Source organism: Streptomyces chengmaiensis (assembly GCF_029846775.1).
Classification (GTDB): Bacteria; Actinomycetota; Actinomycetes; order Streptomycetales; family Streptomycetaceae; genus Streptomyces; species Streptomyces chengmaiensis.
Genome location: NZ_JARWBG010000003.1, coordinates 16,938 through 31,785, shown reverse-complemented (window position 1 = coordinate 31,785; position 14,848 = coordinate 16,938). Strand labels below are relative to the sequence as shown.

The window sequence follows — 14,848 nt, the reverse complement described above, 5'->3', positions numbered from 1 at the left end:
ACACGCCGGCGTCGCACAAAAGGAAGGCGACCCATGACGCAGCAGTCCGACACCACCGCCGACTCGGCCGGCCGGGTGCACGACCGGTTCGGCGACGCCGGCGCCCCGGCCGTCCTCCGGCGACTCTCCGCCTCCCCCGCCCTCGTACGCCGGCGTGAGGACCGCGACCTGGCCGACCGCATCGCCCTGTCGGCCGCGACCGGCCGCGGGGCGCATCTGCGGACCGAGGACGTCCACGCCTGGCTGGCCGAACGCCGCCGGGCCGACGTCTTCCACGTGGAGCGCATACCGTTCGCGGAGCTGGACGAGTGGCGGTTTGAGCGCGGCACCGGAAATCTCGTGCACCACAGCGGGCGGTTCTTCACCGTCGAGGGCCTGCACGTGGTGGAACACGACGGACCCTACGGCGACGGCCCGCGCCGGGAGTGGCAGCAGCCTGTCATCAGACAGCCCGAAGTCGGCATTCTGGGCATCCTGGCCAAGGAGCTCGGCGGAGTGCTGCACTTTCTGATGCAGGCCAAGATGGAGCCGGGCAACCCCAATCTGCTCCAGCTCTCTCCGACCGTGCAGGCCACCCGCAGCAACTACACCAAGGCCCACCGCGGCGCCGACGTGAAGCTCATCGACCACTTCGTCCGGCCCGACCCCGACCGGGTCATCGTCGACGTCCTCCAGTCGGAACAGGGCTCGTGGTTCTTCCGCAAGTCCAACCGCAACATGATCGTCGAGACCGCCGACGAGGTCCCCGCGTCGGACGACTTCTGCTGGCTCACGCTCGGGCAGATCGCCGAGCTGCTCCACGAGGACGACACGGTCAACATGAACGCCAGGTCCGTGCTGTCCTGTGTGCCGTACCGGGACACGACGCCCGGTGCGCTGCACTCCGACGCCCAGCTCCTGTCGTGGTTCACCGGAGAGCGCTCCCGCCGCGACGTGCGCGCCCGGCGCATACCGCTCGCCTCGGTGCGCGGCTGGAAGCACGGCGTCGAGGCGATCGAGCACGAGGACGGCCGCTATTTCAAGGTGGCAGCCGTCTCCGTCCGGGCCGGCAACCGCGAAGTGGTCGGCTGGACCCAGCCGCTGCTCGAACCCGTTGCGCTGGGGCTCGCGGCGTTCCTGGTGCGTGAGATTGACGGAGTGCCGCATGTGCTGGTGCACGCCCGGGCCGAGGGCGGCTTCCTGGACACGGTCGAGCTGGCCCCGACCGTCCAGTGCACGCCCGGCAACTACGCCCACCTGCCTGCTGCGGACCGCCCGCCCTTCCTCGACGCCGTCCTGGACGCACCGCCGTCGCGCATCCGCTACCAGGCCGTCCACTCCGAGGAGGGCGGGCGCTTCCTCAACGCCAGGAGCCGCTACCTCGTCGTCGACGCCGACCCGGCCGCGGCCTCGCTCGACCCGCCCCCCGCCTACACCTGGGCCACCCCGGCCCAGCTCAGAGCCCTCACCAGGCACGGGCACTATCTCAACGTGGAGTCCCGCACGCTGCTGGCCTGCCTCAACGCCGTCGCGGCGCGGTCCCGGGGAGGGAAGTGACATGGAAGACACACCGAAGGCCCCCGGGCCGCTGATCACGGTGCTCGGCGCCTCGGGCTTCGTGGGGTCGGCCGTCACCCGCGCACTGGCGCGCCGTCCCGTCCGCCTGCGGGCGGTGGCGCGCAGGCCGAGTCCACCCGCTCCCGGCCCGGCCGAGACGACCGTCGTCACCGCCGATCTCACCGACCGGGCGGCGCTCGCCGAGGCGGTCGCGGGGTCGGACGCGGTGGTGCACCTGCTCCTCGCGGACGGCGGATGGCGGGCGGCCGAGACCGAGCCGGGCGCCGAGCGCGTGAACGTGGGGGTGATGCGGGACCTCGTCGACGTGCTGCGGCCGGGACCCGGCGGGACGCCCCCGCTGGTGCTGTACGGCGGCGCCGCCTCGCAGGTCGGCGTGGCGCCGAGGGAGCCGCTCGACGGCAGCGAGCCGGACCGCCCCGGGACTGCCTACGACCTGCAGAAGCTGACGGCGGAGCAGATCCTGAAGAAGGCCACGGCCGAGGGACGGGTGCGGGGGGTCAGCCTTCGCCTGCCGACGGTGTTCGGGGAGAGCGCGGCGCCGGGCGCCGGCGACCGCGGAGTCGTGTCCGCCATGGCGCGGCGGGCGCTCGCCGGCCTGCCGCTCACCATGTGGCACGACGGCACGGTACGGCGCGACCTGGTCCATGTCGACGACGTCGCGGCGGCGTTCACGGCGGCGCTCGACCACCCGGGACCCCTGGTGGGCGGCCACTGGCTGATCGGCGCGGGCCGGGGCGACCGGCTCGGCGACGTCTTCCGGCTCCTTGCCGAGACCACGTCCCGGCTCACGGGGCGGCCGCCGGTTGCCGTGGAGGCCGTGGAACCGCCCTCGCACGCCCCCGCCACGGACTTCCGGAGCGTCACCATCGACTCCTCCCCGTTCCGGGCGGCCACCGGCTGGCACCCCCTGATCCCGCTCCCCGAAGGGGTGCGCCGCACTGTCGCCGCACTGGCCCGGCAGCAGGACGAGGTCCGGTGAGAGCACGCACCCCCGACACACCCACCACAGGGTTCGGCCGGAACCCGGCCGTTCACCGCAGTACCGGAGAGGCTGGCACATGACGACACGTGTATGGGACTACCTGGCGGAGTACGAGAACGAGCGTCTGGACATCCTCGACGCCGTCGAGACGGTCTTCAACTCGGGGCAGCTCGTGCTCGGCGGAAGCGTGCGCGGCTTTGAGGCGGAGTTCGCCGCATACCACGGAGTGGACCACTGCGTCGGCCTCGACAACGGGACCAACGCGATCAAGCTCGGACTGCAGGCGCTGGGCATCGGACCGGGCGACGAGGTGATCACGGTCTCCAACACCGCGGCGCCGACCGTGGTCGCCATCGACTCCACCGGCGCCACCCCCGTCTTCGTCGACGTCCGCGCGGACGACTACCTCATGGACACCGGCCAGGCGGCGGCGGCGATCACCGAACGCACCCGGTGCCTCCTTCCTGTGCACCTGTACGGACAGTGCGTGGACATGGCTCCGTTGCAGGAGCTCGCCGCCCGGCACGGGCTCGCCGTCCTCGAGGACTGCGCCCAAGCGCACGGCGCACGGCAGGGCGGCACTTTGGCGGGCACGACCGGTGACGCGGCAGCCTTCTCCTTCTACCCGACCAAGGTCCTCGGCGCGTACGGCGACGGCGGCGCGACGATCACCTCGGACGAGTCCGTGGCACGGCGGCTGCGGCGGCTGCGGTACTACGGCATGGAAGACCGCTACTACACCCTTCAGACGCCTGCCCACAACAGCCGTCTGGACGAGGTCCAGGCCGAGATCCTGCGGCGCAAGCTCAGGAGGCTCGACACCTATGTCGCCGGCCGCCGGGCCGTCGCGCAGCGCTACGCCGACGGCCTCGCCGGCACCGGTCTGGAACTCCCGCGCACCGCCCCGGGCAACGAGCACGTGTACTACGTGTATGTGGTGCGCCACCCCCGGCGCGACGACATCATCGAGCGCCTCAAGGCCTACGACATCCATCTGAACATCAGCTACCCGTGGCCCGTGCACACCATGGCCGGATTCGCCCACCTCGGGTACGCCAAGGGCTCGTTGCCTGTCACCGAGGCGCTGGCCGGCGAGATCTTCTCGCTGCCGATGTATCCCTCGCTCTCCCACGACCTGCAGGACAAGGTCATCCACGCGGTGCGCGAGGTGCTGGCAGCCCTGTGACACCCCCGCCGACCCCCCGTTCCGCCCAGCCGTCCACCGATTCACCGGAGCAGACATGAAGGCACGCAGGCTCGCCGTCGAGGGAGCACTCGAGTTCACCCCCCGCGTCTTCCCCGACGGACGGGGCCTGTTCCTCTCGCCGTTCCAGGAGGAGGCGTTCACCCGGGCGCACGGCGCCCCGCTCTTCCGCGTCGCGCAGACCAACCACAGCATGTCCCGGCGCGGCGTGGTACGGGGAGTCCACTTCACCGCGACCCCGCCCGGCACCGCGAAGTACGTGTACTGCGCACGCGGAAAGGCCCTCGACATCGTCGTCGACATCAGGGTCGGCTCGCCCACCTTCGGGCGGTGGGACTCTGTGCTGATGGACCAGCGGGATCACCGGGCCGCCTACCTCCCCGTGGGAGTGGGCCACGCGTTCGTGGCGCTGCAGGACGACACCGTCATGTCGTACATGCTCTCCGAGAGCTATGTGCCGGAGAACGAACTCGCCCTGTCCGTCCTCGATCCGGCCCTCGGGCTGCCCATCCCCACGGACACCGAACCGGTCCTCTCCGAACGCGACCGTACCGCGATCACGCTCGCCGAGGCGCGGAAGCAGGGCCTGCTGCCCGACTACGCCCGATGCCGGGAGATCGAGAGGCGACGGCTCCCGGACACCGCGGTGTCCGCCGACGCCTGACGGGCGTCCACATCCCCCGGCGCCCGGGACGCGCACGGCCGGAACGGTGTTCCGCCCCCGCGGCCGGGCCGGAGCACCTGCGCCTCCCCACGTGAACGAGCGGGTTTTCATCCGCCCCGCCGTCCCGCCGCCCGCACGGCGCGATGCTGGTGCCGCGGCGGCCGCCGAACGCCGAGCGTTCACCGGATCCGCACCATCCTCTTGCACCTGACGACCCGAAAGGCTGTTGCCATGACCGACTCCGCCCAGACCCTGCCCGTGCCGGGAGCCGTCGGCGAGCTGTACGACCAGCTGACGCTGAACGCGATGAAGGACGGCACCTTCAACCCCAACGTGCACATCGGCTACTGGGACACACCGGACTCCGAGGCCTCGATCGACGAGGCGATGGACCGGCTCACCGACGTTTTCATCGAGCGGATGGGGGTGGACGACTCGTCCCACGTCCTCGACCTGGGCTGCGGGGTGGGCGGCCCCGGCCTGCGGGTCGTGGCGCACACCGGTGCGCGCGTCACCGGCATCAGCATCAGCGCGGAGCAGATCAAGACCGCCAACCGGCTCGCGGACCAGGCCGGGGTCGCGGACCGGGCGGTGTTCCGGCACGGCGACGCGATGAAGCTTCCCTTCGCGGACGGGTCGTTCGACGCCGTGATGGCCCTGGAGTCGATCTGCCATATGCCGGATCGGCAGCAGGTGCTCACCGAGGTGTGCCGCGTGCTCGTCCCCGGCGGCCGGCTCGTCCTCACGGACGTCTTCGAGCGCGCACCGCGCAAGGACGTACGGCACCCGGGCATCGACAAGTTCTGCCGCAGCCTCATGGCGACCATGGCGGACGTCGACGACTACGCCGCGCTGCTCCACCGTTCCGGACTGCGGCTGCGCGGCATCCTCGACGTCACGGAGCAGACCACGCTGCGCACCGGCCGGGAACTGGTGAAGATGGCCGGCGCCGAGGACCGCCCCGCGGCCCTCGACGAGAGCAACTTCCACTTCACCGACGACGCCTTCCACCCGTCCGACCTGGCGGGCGTCGACGACTTCGGCTGCCTCCTGGTCACCGCGGAGCGCCCGTGAGCCGCTGAGACGCCGGGAGGGCGCCGCCGCGCGCCCTCCCGGCCCTCTGCCGTCGTGCACATCCGACGCACCCGAGCCGCCCGGTCCCGCGGACGACCGGAACGGACCCGCGAAGAAAGGCAAGGACGAGATGACGCATTCCGGTGAGCAGACCGACGTGCTGGTCGTGGGCGGGGGCCCGGTCGGGATGGCGTTGGCCCTGGACCTGGCGTACCGGGGGATCGACTGCATGGTCGTCGACGCCGGCGACGGACACGTCCGGCACCCCAAGGTGAGCACGATCGGCCCGCGCTCGATGGAGCTGTTCCGCCGCTGGGGCGTCGCGGACGCCGTCCGAAACGCCGGCTGGCCCGCCGACCACCCCCTGGACATCGCCTGGGTCACCCGCGTCGGCGGCCATGAGATCCACCGGTACCGCCGGGGCACGGCCGGCGACCGCCCGGCCTTCGCGCACACCCCCGAGCCCGACCAGATATGCCCGGCGCACTGGCTGAACCCGGTGCTGACAAGGGCCGTGGGCGTCAGCCCCGACGGTCCGCTGCGGCTCCGCACAACCGTCGACCGCGTGCTCCAGGCCGACGACCACGTCGTCGCCGCCCTCACCGACCACGCTGCCGGTACGACCGGCACGGTCCGGGCGCGGTTCCTGGTCGCCTGCGACGGCGCCGCGTCCCCCATCCGCCGGGCCTGCGGCATCGACGCACCGGCGCGCCACCGCACGCAGGTCTTCCGCAACATCCTCTTCCGCGCCCCCGAGCTGAAGGAGCGGCTCGGCGACCGCGCCGCCCTCGTCCACTTCCTCATGCTGTCGTCCACGCTGCGCTTCCCCATGCGCGCACTGAACGGCGTCGATCTGTACAACCTGGTCGTGGGCGTGGACGACGACGCCGCCGACCGCGTCGACGCGCTGTCGCTGATCGGCGACGCCCTCGCCTTCGACACCCCGGTGGAGCTGCTGAGCGACGGCGAGTGGCATCTCACCCACCGCGTCGCCGACCGGTACCGGGCCGGGCACGTCTTCCTCGCCGGCGACGCCGCCCACACCCTGTCGCCCTCCGGCGGCTTCGGGCTGGGCACCGGCATCGGCGACGCCGCCGACCTGGGCTGGAAACTCGCAGCCACGCTGAACGGCTGGGCCGGGCGCCATCTGCTCGACACCTATGAGACCGAGCGGAGGCCGATCGCCGTGGAGAGCCTGAACGAGGCCAACCTCAACCTGCAGCGCACCATGCGCAGACGGCTGCCACCCGAGGTCCACCTGGACGGACCCGAGGGCGAACGGGCCCGCGCGGAGATGGCGAAGCGGCTCGAGAACAGCGGAGTGCAACGCGAGTTCGACGCCCCTGAGATCCACTTCGGGTTGCGCTACCGCTCGCCGGCCGTGATCGAGGACCCCGATGTGCCGATGCGCCACGGCAGCCCGGACGCCGACTGGCGCCCCGGCAGCGAGCCGGGCTACCGAGCCGCACACGCCTGGTGGGACGAAACCACCTCCACGCTCGACCTGTTCGGGCACGGGTTCGTTCTGCTCTGCTTCAGCGAGCACGACGGACTCGCGGGGGTCGAGCGCGCGTTCGCCGAGCGGGGCGTGCCCCTGACCGTGCGGTACGGAGGCGACGGGGAGGTCGCCAAGCTCTACCGGCGGTCCTTCGTGCTGGTCCGCCCGGACGGCCATGTGGCATGGCGCGGCGACGAACTGCCGGGCGATCCGGCGGCGTTCGCCGACACGGTGCGGGGCGACCGGGCCCAGGCGGTGCGCGGCTCGCGGTGACCGGTGACCGGTGACGCGTGACCCGTGACCCGTGACCGATGACCGCGCACGGCTGACGGCAGGACGCGGGACGCCGCAGCTCTGACCGCTCCTGACGGGGCATGGCATCCTATATGTCCTGTTCGGCCCAGACGGTCTTGCCGCTCGGCGTGTACCGCGTGCCCCAGCGCCGGGTGAGCTGGGCGACCAGGAGAAGTCCGCGCCCGCCCTCGTCGAAGGCGCGCGACCGCTTCCTGTGCGGCGTGGTGCTGCTGGCGTCGGACACCTCGCACATCAGCACCGAGTCGCGGATCAGACGGAGCGTCAGCGGCGGCCGGGCGTAGCGGATCGCGTTGGTGACCAGTTCGCTGACCACGAGCTCCGTGGTGAATGAGAGGTCCTCCAGTCCCCACTGGGTCAGCCGGCCGGCGACGAGATGACGGACCCGCGCGACCTCGGCGGGGTCGGCCGCGACCTCCCAGGTGGCGACGAGCGAGGGGTCGAGCGCCCGGGTGCGCGCCAGCAGGAGGACCGCGTCGTCCTCGTGCTTCCCCGGGGAGAGGCCGTGCAGCACCTTGTCGCAGAGCTCTTCGAGTGAGGCCGGCGGCCCGGCGAGCAGGTCGCCGAGGAGTCTCAGCCCCTCGTCGAGGTCATGGCTGCCGGAGTGCGGCAGGCCGTCGGTGTAGAGCGCGATGACGCTGCCTCGGGCCAGTTCGAGGCTCTCGCTTTCGAAGGGCAGCCCGCCGACGCCCAGCGGGGGGCCGTTCGGGAGGTCGGGGAAGCAAACCGTGCCGTCGGGGGAGACGACGGCCGGTGGAGGATGCCCGGCGCGGGCGACGGTGCAGTACCTGGACACCGGGTCGTACACCGCGTAGAGGCAGGTGGCCCCGGCGACCGGCGTGTGCTGCTCCGGTGTCGCCGCATGCCCGGTCGGCTCCTCCTCGTCGAGGCGCAGGACGAGGTCGTCGAGGTGGGTCAGCAGTTCGTCCGGGGGGAGGTCGATGTCGGCCAGGGTGAGCGCCGCCGTTCGCAGCCGTCCCATGGTCGCGGACGCCTCGATGCCATGCCCCACGACGTCCCCCACCATCAGCCCCACGCGAGCCCCCGACAGGGGGATGACGTCGAACCAGTCGCCTCCGACCCCCGCGCCGGACTCCGCCGGGACATAGCGGCTGGCGATGTCCGCCGCCGAGAACCGCGCCTCGTGACGCGGAAGCAGGCTGCGCTGCAGGGCCAGGGATGTGCTGCGCTCCCGCGCGTAGCGGCGGGCGTTGTCGATGGCGAGCGCGGCCCGGGTGGTGATCTCGCGTGCCAGCAGAACGTCGTCGGCGTCGAACGGGTCCGGTGTGCGGTGGCGCAGATAGTGCACGACGCCGAGGAGTGTGCCGCGGGCGTGCAGGGGCGCGGCGATGAGGGAGTGGACGCGGTGGAGGCGCAGGATCCCGGCGTGCCGGGGATCGTTGTCGAACCACTCGAGGATGTCCCGGTCGTCGGCCCAGTGACCTGACGGCGCCTGGGCGTCGAGGGCCCGCGCCATGGGCGACAGCGGGTGGTGCAGGCACGGCTGACCGGGCCGTGCGGCCGACTCGGGGCAGCCCTCCAGGACTGAATCCTGAGCGACGCGGAGAAGCGGCGGCGCGGCGTGCCGGGAAGAGGGGCCGACGCTGTGCAGGACGTCCTCGAAGAGGTCGACGGCGGCGAAGTCGGAGAAGTGGCCTATGGCCACCCGCGTCAGTTCACGCGCCGTCTCGGACGCGTCCAGGGACGTGCCCAGCCGGACACTCGCGGCGTTCATGACCGCGAGCCGCTGCCGGGTGCGGTACTGACCGGTGATGTCGAGAGCCGCGGGGGCCGCCCGGCGCGCCCGCGGCGGCGGGGCGCCGCCGGCCAGCCGGGAGAGCGCCGTCGGCAGGCCCGTCAGAGAGGTGACGACCGCGTCCGCCTCCGCCAGGTCGTCCCGGGACGGCGCCGGCGGGGCCTCGCCGCGGAGCAGCCACACGGTGCGCAGCCCCGCGTCCCGCGCCCCCCGCACATCGGAGTCGAGACGGTTGCCGACGTGGACGGCGTGCTCGGCAGATACGCCGAGCCTGTCGAGTACGGTGCGGAAGGCCTCTGCGGCGGGCTTCTCTGCGGAGTCCTCGCCGCCGAGGACGATCGCGCCGAACAGCGGGGCGAGACCGTCGCGCCGCAGCGCGTCCCGCACTTGCGGCGGTGAGTTGGACAGGATGCCGAGCCGGTAGTCGTCGGCCAGCGCCCGCAGCACCGGAGCCACATCGGGGTAGAGGGACTCCACCGGGTAGGCCCAGTGCCTGGCGATATGGGCGTGCAGGACGCCGATGTCGTCGTCGTGGAGGAACCTGCGGGCGAACGCCTCCCGCAGCCCGGTCCCGCCTTCGCGCTCCGTCTCGTACAGCGACCAGAACTCGCTCTCGTCGACGTCGCCGACCAGCTCGTGGACCGCCCGGTAGAGCGCTTCGACGAAGCGCTCGTCGTCGTAGATCGAGCCACCGATGTCAAACACCACCGCGTCCACACGGCCGGTCCTCGCGCCGCCGTGCGGCACACTGCGGCCTGTGGTGGCGTCGACGCCCACGCTGAGCCTCCCGGAGACGGCCGCCCCCGTCACCACCATCGTGGCACCGGGCAGGTCGGGAAGCGAACCGCCCGGCGGCGGCCCGCCGGGCCGGGGACGGCCGCCGCCCGCCGGACGACGGGCCGCCCCCCACGGTCGGGGCGCAGCGCGTCGGCAGCCGTCCGACCGCCCCTACGGCCGCCCGCCGGCTCCCCCGCGGCTGACGAGCGCCTCCGGGTTGGCGCAGTGGGCGAGCGGTTCGCCCCGCAGGTAGCGGGCCGTCTCGGCGGCGCAGATCCCGGCGGCCTGGTGCGCGGTCTGCTTGCTGGCTCCCGCGAGGTGGGGCGTCATCACGATGCCGGGGGTGCGCAGCAGCCGTGAGCCGGACGGGACGGGCTCCTCCGGGAAGACGTCGAAGGCCGCGGCGAACAGATGCCCGCGGTCGAGGGCGTCACACACCGCGTCGTAGTCGAGCAGTCCGCCGCGCGCACAGTTGACGACCACGGAGCCCGGAGGCATGGCGGCGATCTGCTCGGCGCCGATCATGCCCCGGTTCTCCGCCGTCAGCCGGGCGTGCAGGGACAGCACCCGGGACCGGGCGAGCAACTCGTCGAGACCGACCCTCTCCACGGCGGCGTCGGCGTCCGGGGCCAGATACGGGTCGTGGACGAGGACGTGCGCGCCGAAGCCGCCGAGGATGCGGGCGACGCGGTGCCCGATGGCGCCGTAGCCGACGAGCCCCACGGTGGCGCCCGCCAGCTCCATGCCGACCTCGTCGTACCGGTAGTAGTCGCCCCGCCAGACCCCCTGGGCCAGTTCGCCATGGGTGTGGGGGATGCGGCGCAGAGCCGCCAGCAGCAGGGCGACGGTGTGCTCGGCGGTGGCGGTGGCATTGCGGCCCGGAGCGAAGGTCACGGCGACGCCGTGCTCCGTGGCGGCCTCCAGGTTGGCGTTGACCGGCCCGCCACGCCCGACGGCGAACAGCTCGAGGTCGGGGCAGGCCTCCAGGACCCGCCGGGTGAGCGGAGCCATCTGGGTCACGCAGATCCGCACGCCCTGGAGGGCCTCGATGAGCTGTTCCTCGGTGCCGGACGCCTCGTGCACCTCGGCGACGTCGCCGAACGGTTCGACGGGCCACGGCAGCCGGAGTTCGCCGATCTGCAACTCCCCGGGCGTTCCGCCCTGCTCGGCGCGGAGCGCGTCGGCGAGCAGGCCCGCCTGGACGAAGTGGTCGCCTGCGGCGAGGATCCTGACGGTCACGGTGTTTCCTCCTCGGGTCCGGCGGACGGCGCCGGAGAGTCGCCGAAGGCTTCGGCGGGGGTGTTGAACTGCAGCAGCGACGCCCTGTCCGCAGCGCCGTACGCGCCGTTGAGGCGGACCTCGGTGATCGCGCAGTTGCGCATCAGCGGGAACAGACGCCGGTACTCCGACAGCGGCGCTCCGGTCAGACGGCAGAGGAGCAGCCGGTTGAGGGTGCTGTGGCCGACGATCAGGACCCGGCCGTCCGGGTGGAGGCGGTGGATCTCCCGCAGGCAGGCCATGCCCCGTTCGACGGCGTCGGCGGGATGCTCGCCGTCCGGCAGATGGTGGTGCGACGGGTCGGCGTGGAAGGCGGCGAGCCGCTCGGGGAACGCGTCGCGCATGTCGGCGGTGGTGAGCCCCTCGCCGCGCCCGAAGTCGACCTCCCGAAGCCTGGCGTCCTCCCGCGGCTCCAGACCGGCCGCCTCGGCGACGGGCCGGGCGGTGTCGCGGGCACGCAGCAGCGGCGAGACCCACAGGGCGTCGGGACGTGCCTGCTTGGCCCAGACCGCGAGCCGCTCGGCCTGCTCGCGGCCGCGCGGGGTGAGCGGAATGTCGCTGCTGCCCGTGTAGCGGTTCTCGGCGTGCCAGATCGTCTCGCCGTGGCGGACCAGTACGAGATCGGTCACTGGTGGGTTCTCCTTCGTGCGTGCCGGGCGACGGCCGTGGGCAGCCAGCCGTGTTCTTCGAGTGCGTCGACGAGTTTGAGGTGGCTCTCGAGCAGGCGCCGCGTGTGCTCGGGCCGTGGTTCGACCACGGTGCGCAGCCGCACCATGTCGCGGGCTGCGGCGCTGAGCGGGTGGGTGGTGCCGGCGCGGGCGAGGACGGCCATCCCCAGCGCGGCCTCGGCGTTCTCCGGCAGCGCGACCGGGCGGGCGAGGACGTCGGCGCGCAGTTGGCACCAGTAGCGGCTGCGGGCCCCGCCGCCGGTGAGGGTCACCGGGCCGTCGAGGGGTGCGCCCAGCAGCCCGAAGTAGTCGAAGCAGAGGCGCTCGACGAAGGCGACGCCCTGCAGCAGAGAGGCGTGGTAGTCGGCCTCCGCCGCGCCGTGCCGGTCTCCCAGGGTGAACCCCTCGGCCTCCGGCGCGAGGAACGGGAAGCGCTCTCCCCGGGAGGCGAGCGGGTAGGTCACCAGGCTGGACGGTTCGTACCGCTCGGCCCGGACGTCGAGTGCGGCGAGGTTCCGTCCGGGAAACGCCTGGGAGAGCACCCCCGCGCCGGTGCTGGACGCGCCGCCGGGCAACCAGTTCCCGTCCGGGGCACGGTGCGAGTACACCACGCCCAGGGGGTCGCGCAGTCGCTGCGCGGTCACCCCCTTGAGGACGAGTGTGGTCCCCAGCACCGAGTTCCATGCGCCGGGTTCCAGGGCGCCGGCGCTGATCTGCGCCGCACAGCCGTCCGTCATGCCGGCGCTCACCAGGGTGCCCTCAGGCAGGCCCGTGGCCTCGGCGGCCTCCGCGCACACGGCGCCGAGCACGGTCCCGGGGCGTACGACGTCGGGCAGCAGCGTCACGGGAACCCGCAGGTCCTCGAGGAGCGCGTCGGGCCAGGTCTCGCGCTCCGTGTCGTAGCCCGTCTTGAGCGCGTGGCTGGAGTCGGTGGCCACGGGGTGCCCGGTGAGCCGTTCGGCGATGTGGTCGGCCTGGTGGACCAGCCGGGCTCCGTCGGGGAGCCGGGGGCAGTGGGCGAGCAGCCACATCAGCGTGGGGAGCGCCCAGGAGGGCTGAGGTCGGTGGCCGAGCCGCTCCCACAGGGCGGCGCCGGCGTCGGCGGCCAGGGACGCCTCCTCGGCGGCGCGGGAGTCGTCGTACATCAGGCCCGGGGTCAGCGGACGTCCGGTCCGGTCGGCGAGCAGGATGGTGCCGGAGGTCGCGCACACCGCGACCCCGCGCACCGAGGCGGCGGGCACGCCGTCGAGCGCCCGGCGGCACGCCGTGCGCACCGCGCTCCACCACTGGTCGGGGTTCTGCTCGTGCCGGGGGCCGTCCCGGTGGCTGCGCAGCTGCTCGGCGCCGGATCCGCGCACGGCTCCCGCCGCGTCGACGGCGAGCACGCGGACGCTCTGGGTGCCCAGGTCGATGCCCAGCCACACCTCGTGGCGGTCGTTCGGTTCAGGCATGCGGGTCTCCGGCGGACGTGGTAGGGGCCGGGGCGGCGGGGGCGCCGGACCCGGTCGGGGAGTCGGCGAGCATCTTCCAGCCCGCTGCGGACAGGTCGCGCAGCGCGAGGAACGCCTCGAAGCGGGAGGCGTAGAACCGGCTCCGCGCCGCATCCGGCTCGTCGGCCGTCCGGGTCCGCACATAGCGGCGGGCGGCTGCATCGATGTCGGGTTCCTCGCCGAGGCTGACCAGGCCGGTCAGGAAGGCGCCCTTGGCGCCGACCTCGGTGTCCGCGGACCGCACCGTGCGCAGCCCGGTGACGTCGGCGATGAGCCGGCACCAGGCGTCACTGGCCGCGCCGCCGCCGCAGAGGCGCAGTTCGCCGGCCGCGGCTCCGGAGGCGGCGAGACAGTCACGGATGACCATGCTGAGCCCTTCGAGGACGGCCCGGGCGATGTCGCAGGGGCGGTGGTCCAGGCTCATCCCCCAGAAGACGCCGCGGGCGTGCGGGTCGAGGAAGGGGGCCCGTTCGCCGGCCGGCGAGAGATAGGGAAGGAAGACCAGGCCGCGGGCGCCCGGCGGGCTCTGGACGGCGAGTTCGCCGAGTTCGGCCGGTGAGCCCAGGCCCAGCGTCCGCACCGCCCAGGTGATCACTTCGGTGCCCGCGAGGGTGGGGAAGGCCCGCAGCAGGCGGCCGTGCGAGTCCTCGACGATGGTCAGTCCGGCGGGCTCGCCCGTGGTGTCGGGCCGGTCGCGCACCACCTCGGTGCACAGGGTGGTGCCGAGGATCGTGCAGGCCTGGCCGGGGGCGGTCGCGCCGACGCCGATCGCCGTCGAGACGATGTCGTACGGGGCCATCACCACGGGCAGCCCGGCCGGCAGGCCCAGCTCGTGCGCGGCCCGGGCGGTGAGCTCCCCGACGCGGCGTCCGTTGCCCCGCACCGGCGGCAGCAGCCGCTCCGCCCAGTCCAGGCCGAAGAGCGCGCGTATCCCGGGGGAGTAGCGGCGGGTGCGGGGGTCGAGGAAGGGCGCCGAGGCGTCCGACTCGTCGACGGCGGTGAGGCCGGTGAAGCGCAGGAAGAGCCACCCTCCGCAGTACAGGGAGGCGGACGAGCGGGCCAGCCGGTCCGGGTCGTGCGCGGCCAGCCAGGCGAGGATGGCGTTGGGCAGGCCGGGGAACGTCAGCGAGCCCGTGCGGCGGAACGCCTCGTCGAGAACCCCGGAGGCCCGCCAGTCTTCGACGATCGGGGCGGCGCGCCCGTCCGACCAGAGAATCGCCGGGCCGGTGGGCTCGCCCTTGTCGTCGACGAGCCAGCAGCCGTCGCCCTGCGCTGTGAACGCGATGAACCGCACGCCGTCCGCGACATGGCGCCTGGCGGACCGGATGGTGGCCACGACGGCCTCCCACACCGCGGTCATGTCCTGCTCGGCCCAGCCGGGCCGGGGACGCCGGACGGCGGTGGCCTGGCGTGCGACGGCCACCTCGTTGCCCTCGTCGTCCAGGACAACAGTCTTGATCATGGAAGTGCCGACGTCGACGGCTAGCACTGACATGGGTGATGGCTCCTTGTCTCAGCGTGCCGCTGAGTGATGGGGGACGCGTGCCGCCGCTGCGGCGGCGTCCTCCGGGTGGGCAGATGTGCTTTC

Annotated in this window: 11 protein-coding genes; 6 read left to right on the top strand and 5 right to left on the bottom strand. The window is 73.1% G+C overall.

From position 1 onward, the window contains the following. Nucleotides 1-33 precede the first annotated feature (33 nt). The 6 genes from QCN29_RS03520 (at nucleotide 34) to QCN29_RS03495 (ending at nucleotide 7,252) form a co-directional block, all read left to right on the top strand. Complete coding sequence (locus QCN29_RS03520; RefSeq protein ID WP_279926183.1) at nucleotides 34-1,536, top strand: NDP-hexose 2,3-dehydratase family protein; 1,503 nt, start codon at nucleotides 34-36, stop codon at nucleotides 1,534-1,536. A 1-nt stretch (nucleotide 1,537) separates the two neighbouring features. Further along, the gene (locus QCN29_RS03515) at nucleotides 1,538-2,536 is read left to right on the top strand and encodes an NAD-dependent epimerase/dehydratase (RefSeq protein WP_279926182.1); all 999 of its coding nucleotides are present in this window, start codon (nucleotides 1,538-1,540) and stop codon (nucleotides 2,534-2,536) included. A gap of 79 nt (nucleotides 2,537-2,615) precedes the next feature. Continuing rightward, nucleotides 2,616-3,725: a DegT/DnrJ/EryC1/StrS family aminotransferase gene (locus tag QCN29_RS03510; protein WP_279926181.1), complete on the top strand. Its 1,110-nt coding sequence runs from the start codon at nucleotides 2,616-2,618 to the stop codon at nucleotides 3,723-3,725. A 55-nt stretch (nucleotides 3,726-3,780) separates the two neighbouring features. Continuing rightward, nucleotides 3,781-4,407 carry a dTDP-4-dehydrorhamnose 3,5-epimerase family protein gene (locus QCN29_RS03505; protein WP_279926180.1) on the top strand — a complete coding sequence of 209 codons (627 nt, stop codon included), beginning with the start codon at nucleotides 3,781-3,783 and terminating at the stop codon, nucleotides 4,405-4,407. Nucleotides 4,408-4,638: 231 nt separating this feature from the next. After that, complete coding sequence (locus tag QCN29_RS03500) at nucleotides 4,639-5,481, top strand: SAM-dependent methyltransferase (protein ID WP_279926179.1); 843 nt, start codon at nucleotides 4,639-4,641, stop codon at nucleotides 5,479-5,481. A gap of 130 nt (nucleotides 5,482-5,611) precedes the next feature. Then, nucleotides 5,612-7,252 (top strand): FAD-dependent monooxygenase, encoded by a 1,641-nt coding sequence (locus QCN29_RS03495; RefSeq protein ID WP_279926178.1) that lies wholly within the window; start codon nucleotides 5,612-5,614, stop codon nucleotides 7,250-7,252. 109 nt (nucleotides 7,253-7,361) lie between these two features. Here the strand turns inward: QCN29_RS03495 and QCN29_RS03490 are convergent, their stop codons facing one another. From QCN29_RS03490 to QCN29_RS03470, 5 genes are all read right to left on the bottom strand, one after another. Then, the gene (locus QCN29_RS03490) at nucleotides 7,362-9,863 is read right to left on the bottom strand and encodes an HAD-IA family hydrolase (RefSeq protein ID WP_279926177.1); all 2,502 of its coding nucleotides are present in this window, start codon (nucleotides 9,861-9,863) and stop codon (nucleotides 7,362-7,364) included. 132 nt (nucleotides 9,864-9,995) lie between these two features. Continuing rightward, complete coding sequence (locus QCN29_RS03485; protein ID WP_279926176.1) at nucleotides 9,996-11,063, bottom strand: 2-hydroxyacid dehydrogenase; 1,068 nt, start codon at nucleotides 11,061-11,063, stop codon at nucleotides 9,996-9,998. Continuing rightward, a complete protein-coding gene (locus tag QCN29_RS03480) occupies nucleotides 11,060-11,731 on the bottom strand; it encodes a histidine phosphatase family protein (protein WP_279926174.1) in 672 nt (223 codons plus the stop codon). Before QCN29_RS03480 ends, QCN29_RS03485 begins: the two co-directional genes overlap by 4 nt. Continuing rightward, nucleotides 11,728-13,221, bottom strand: a complete 1,494-nt coding sequence (locus QCN29_RS03475; protein WP_279926173.1) for an FGGY-family carbohydrate kinase — start codon at nucleotides 13,219-13,221, stop codon at nucleotides 11,728-11,730. The genes QCN29_RS03480 and QCN29_RS03475 overlap by 4 nt, the downstream gene beginning before the upstream one ends. Next, nucleotides 13,214-14,755 (bottom strand): carbohydrate kinase, encoded by a 1,542-nt coding sequence (locus QCN29_RS03470; RefSeq protein WP_279926172.1) that lies wholly within the window; start codon nucleotides 14,753-14,755, stop codon nucleotides 13,214-13,216. The genes QCN29_RS03475 and QCN29_RS03470 overlap by 8 nt, the downstream gene beginning before the upstream one ends. Nucleotides 14,756-14,848 lie beyond the last annotated feature (93 nt).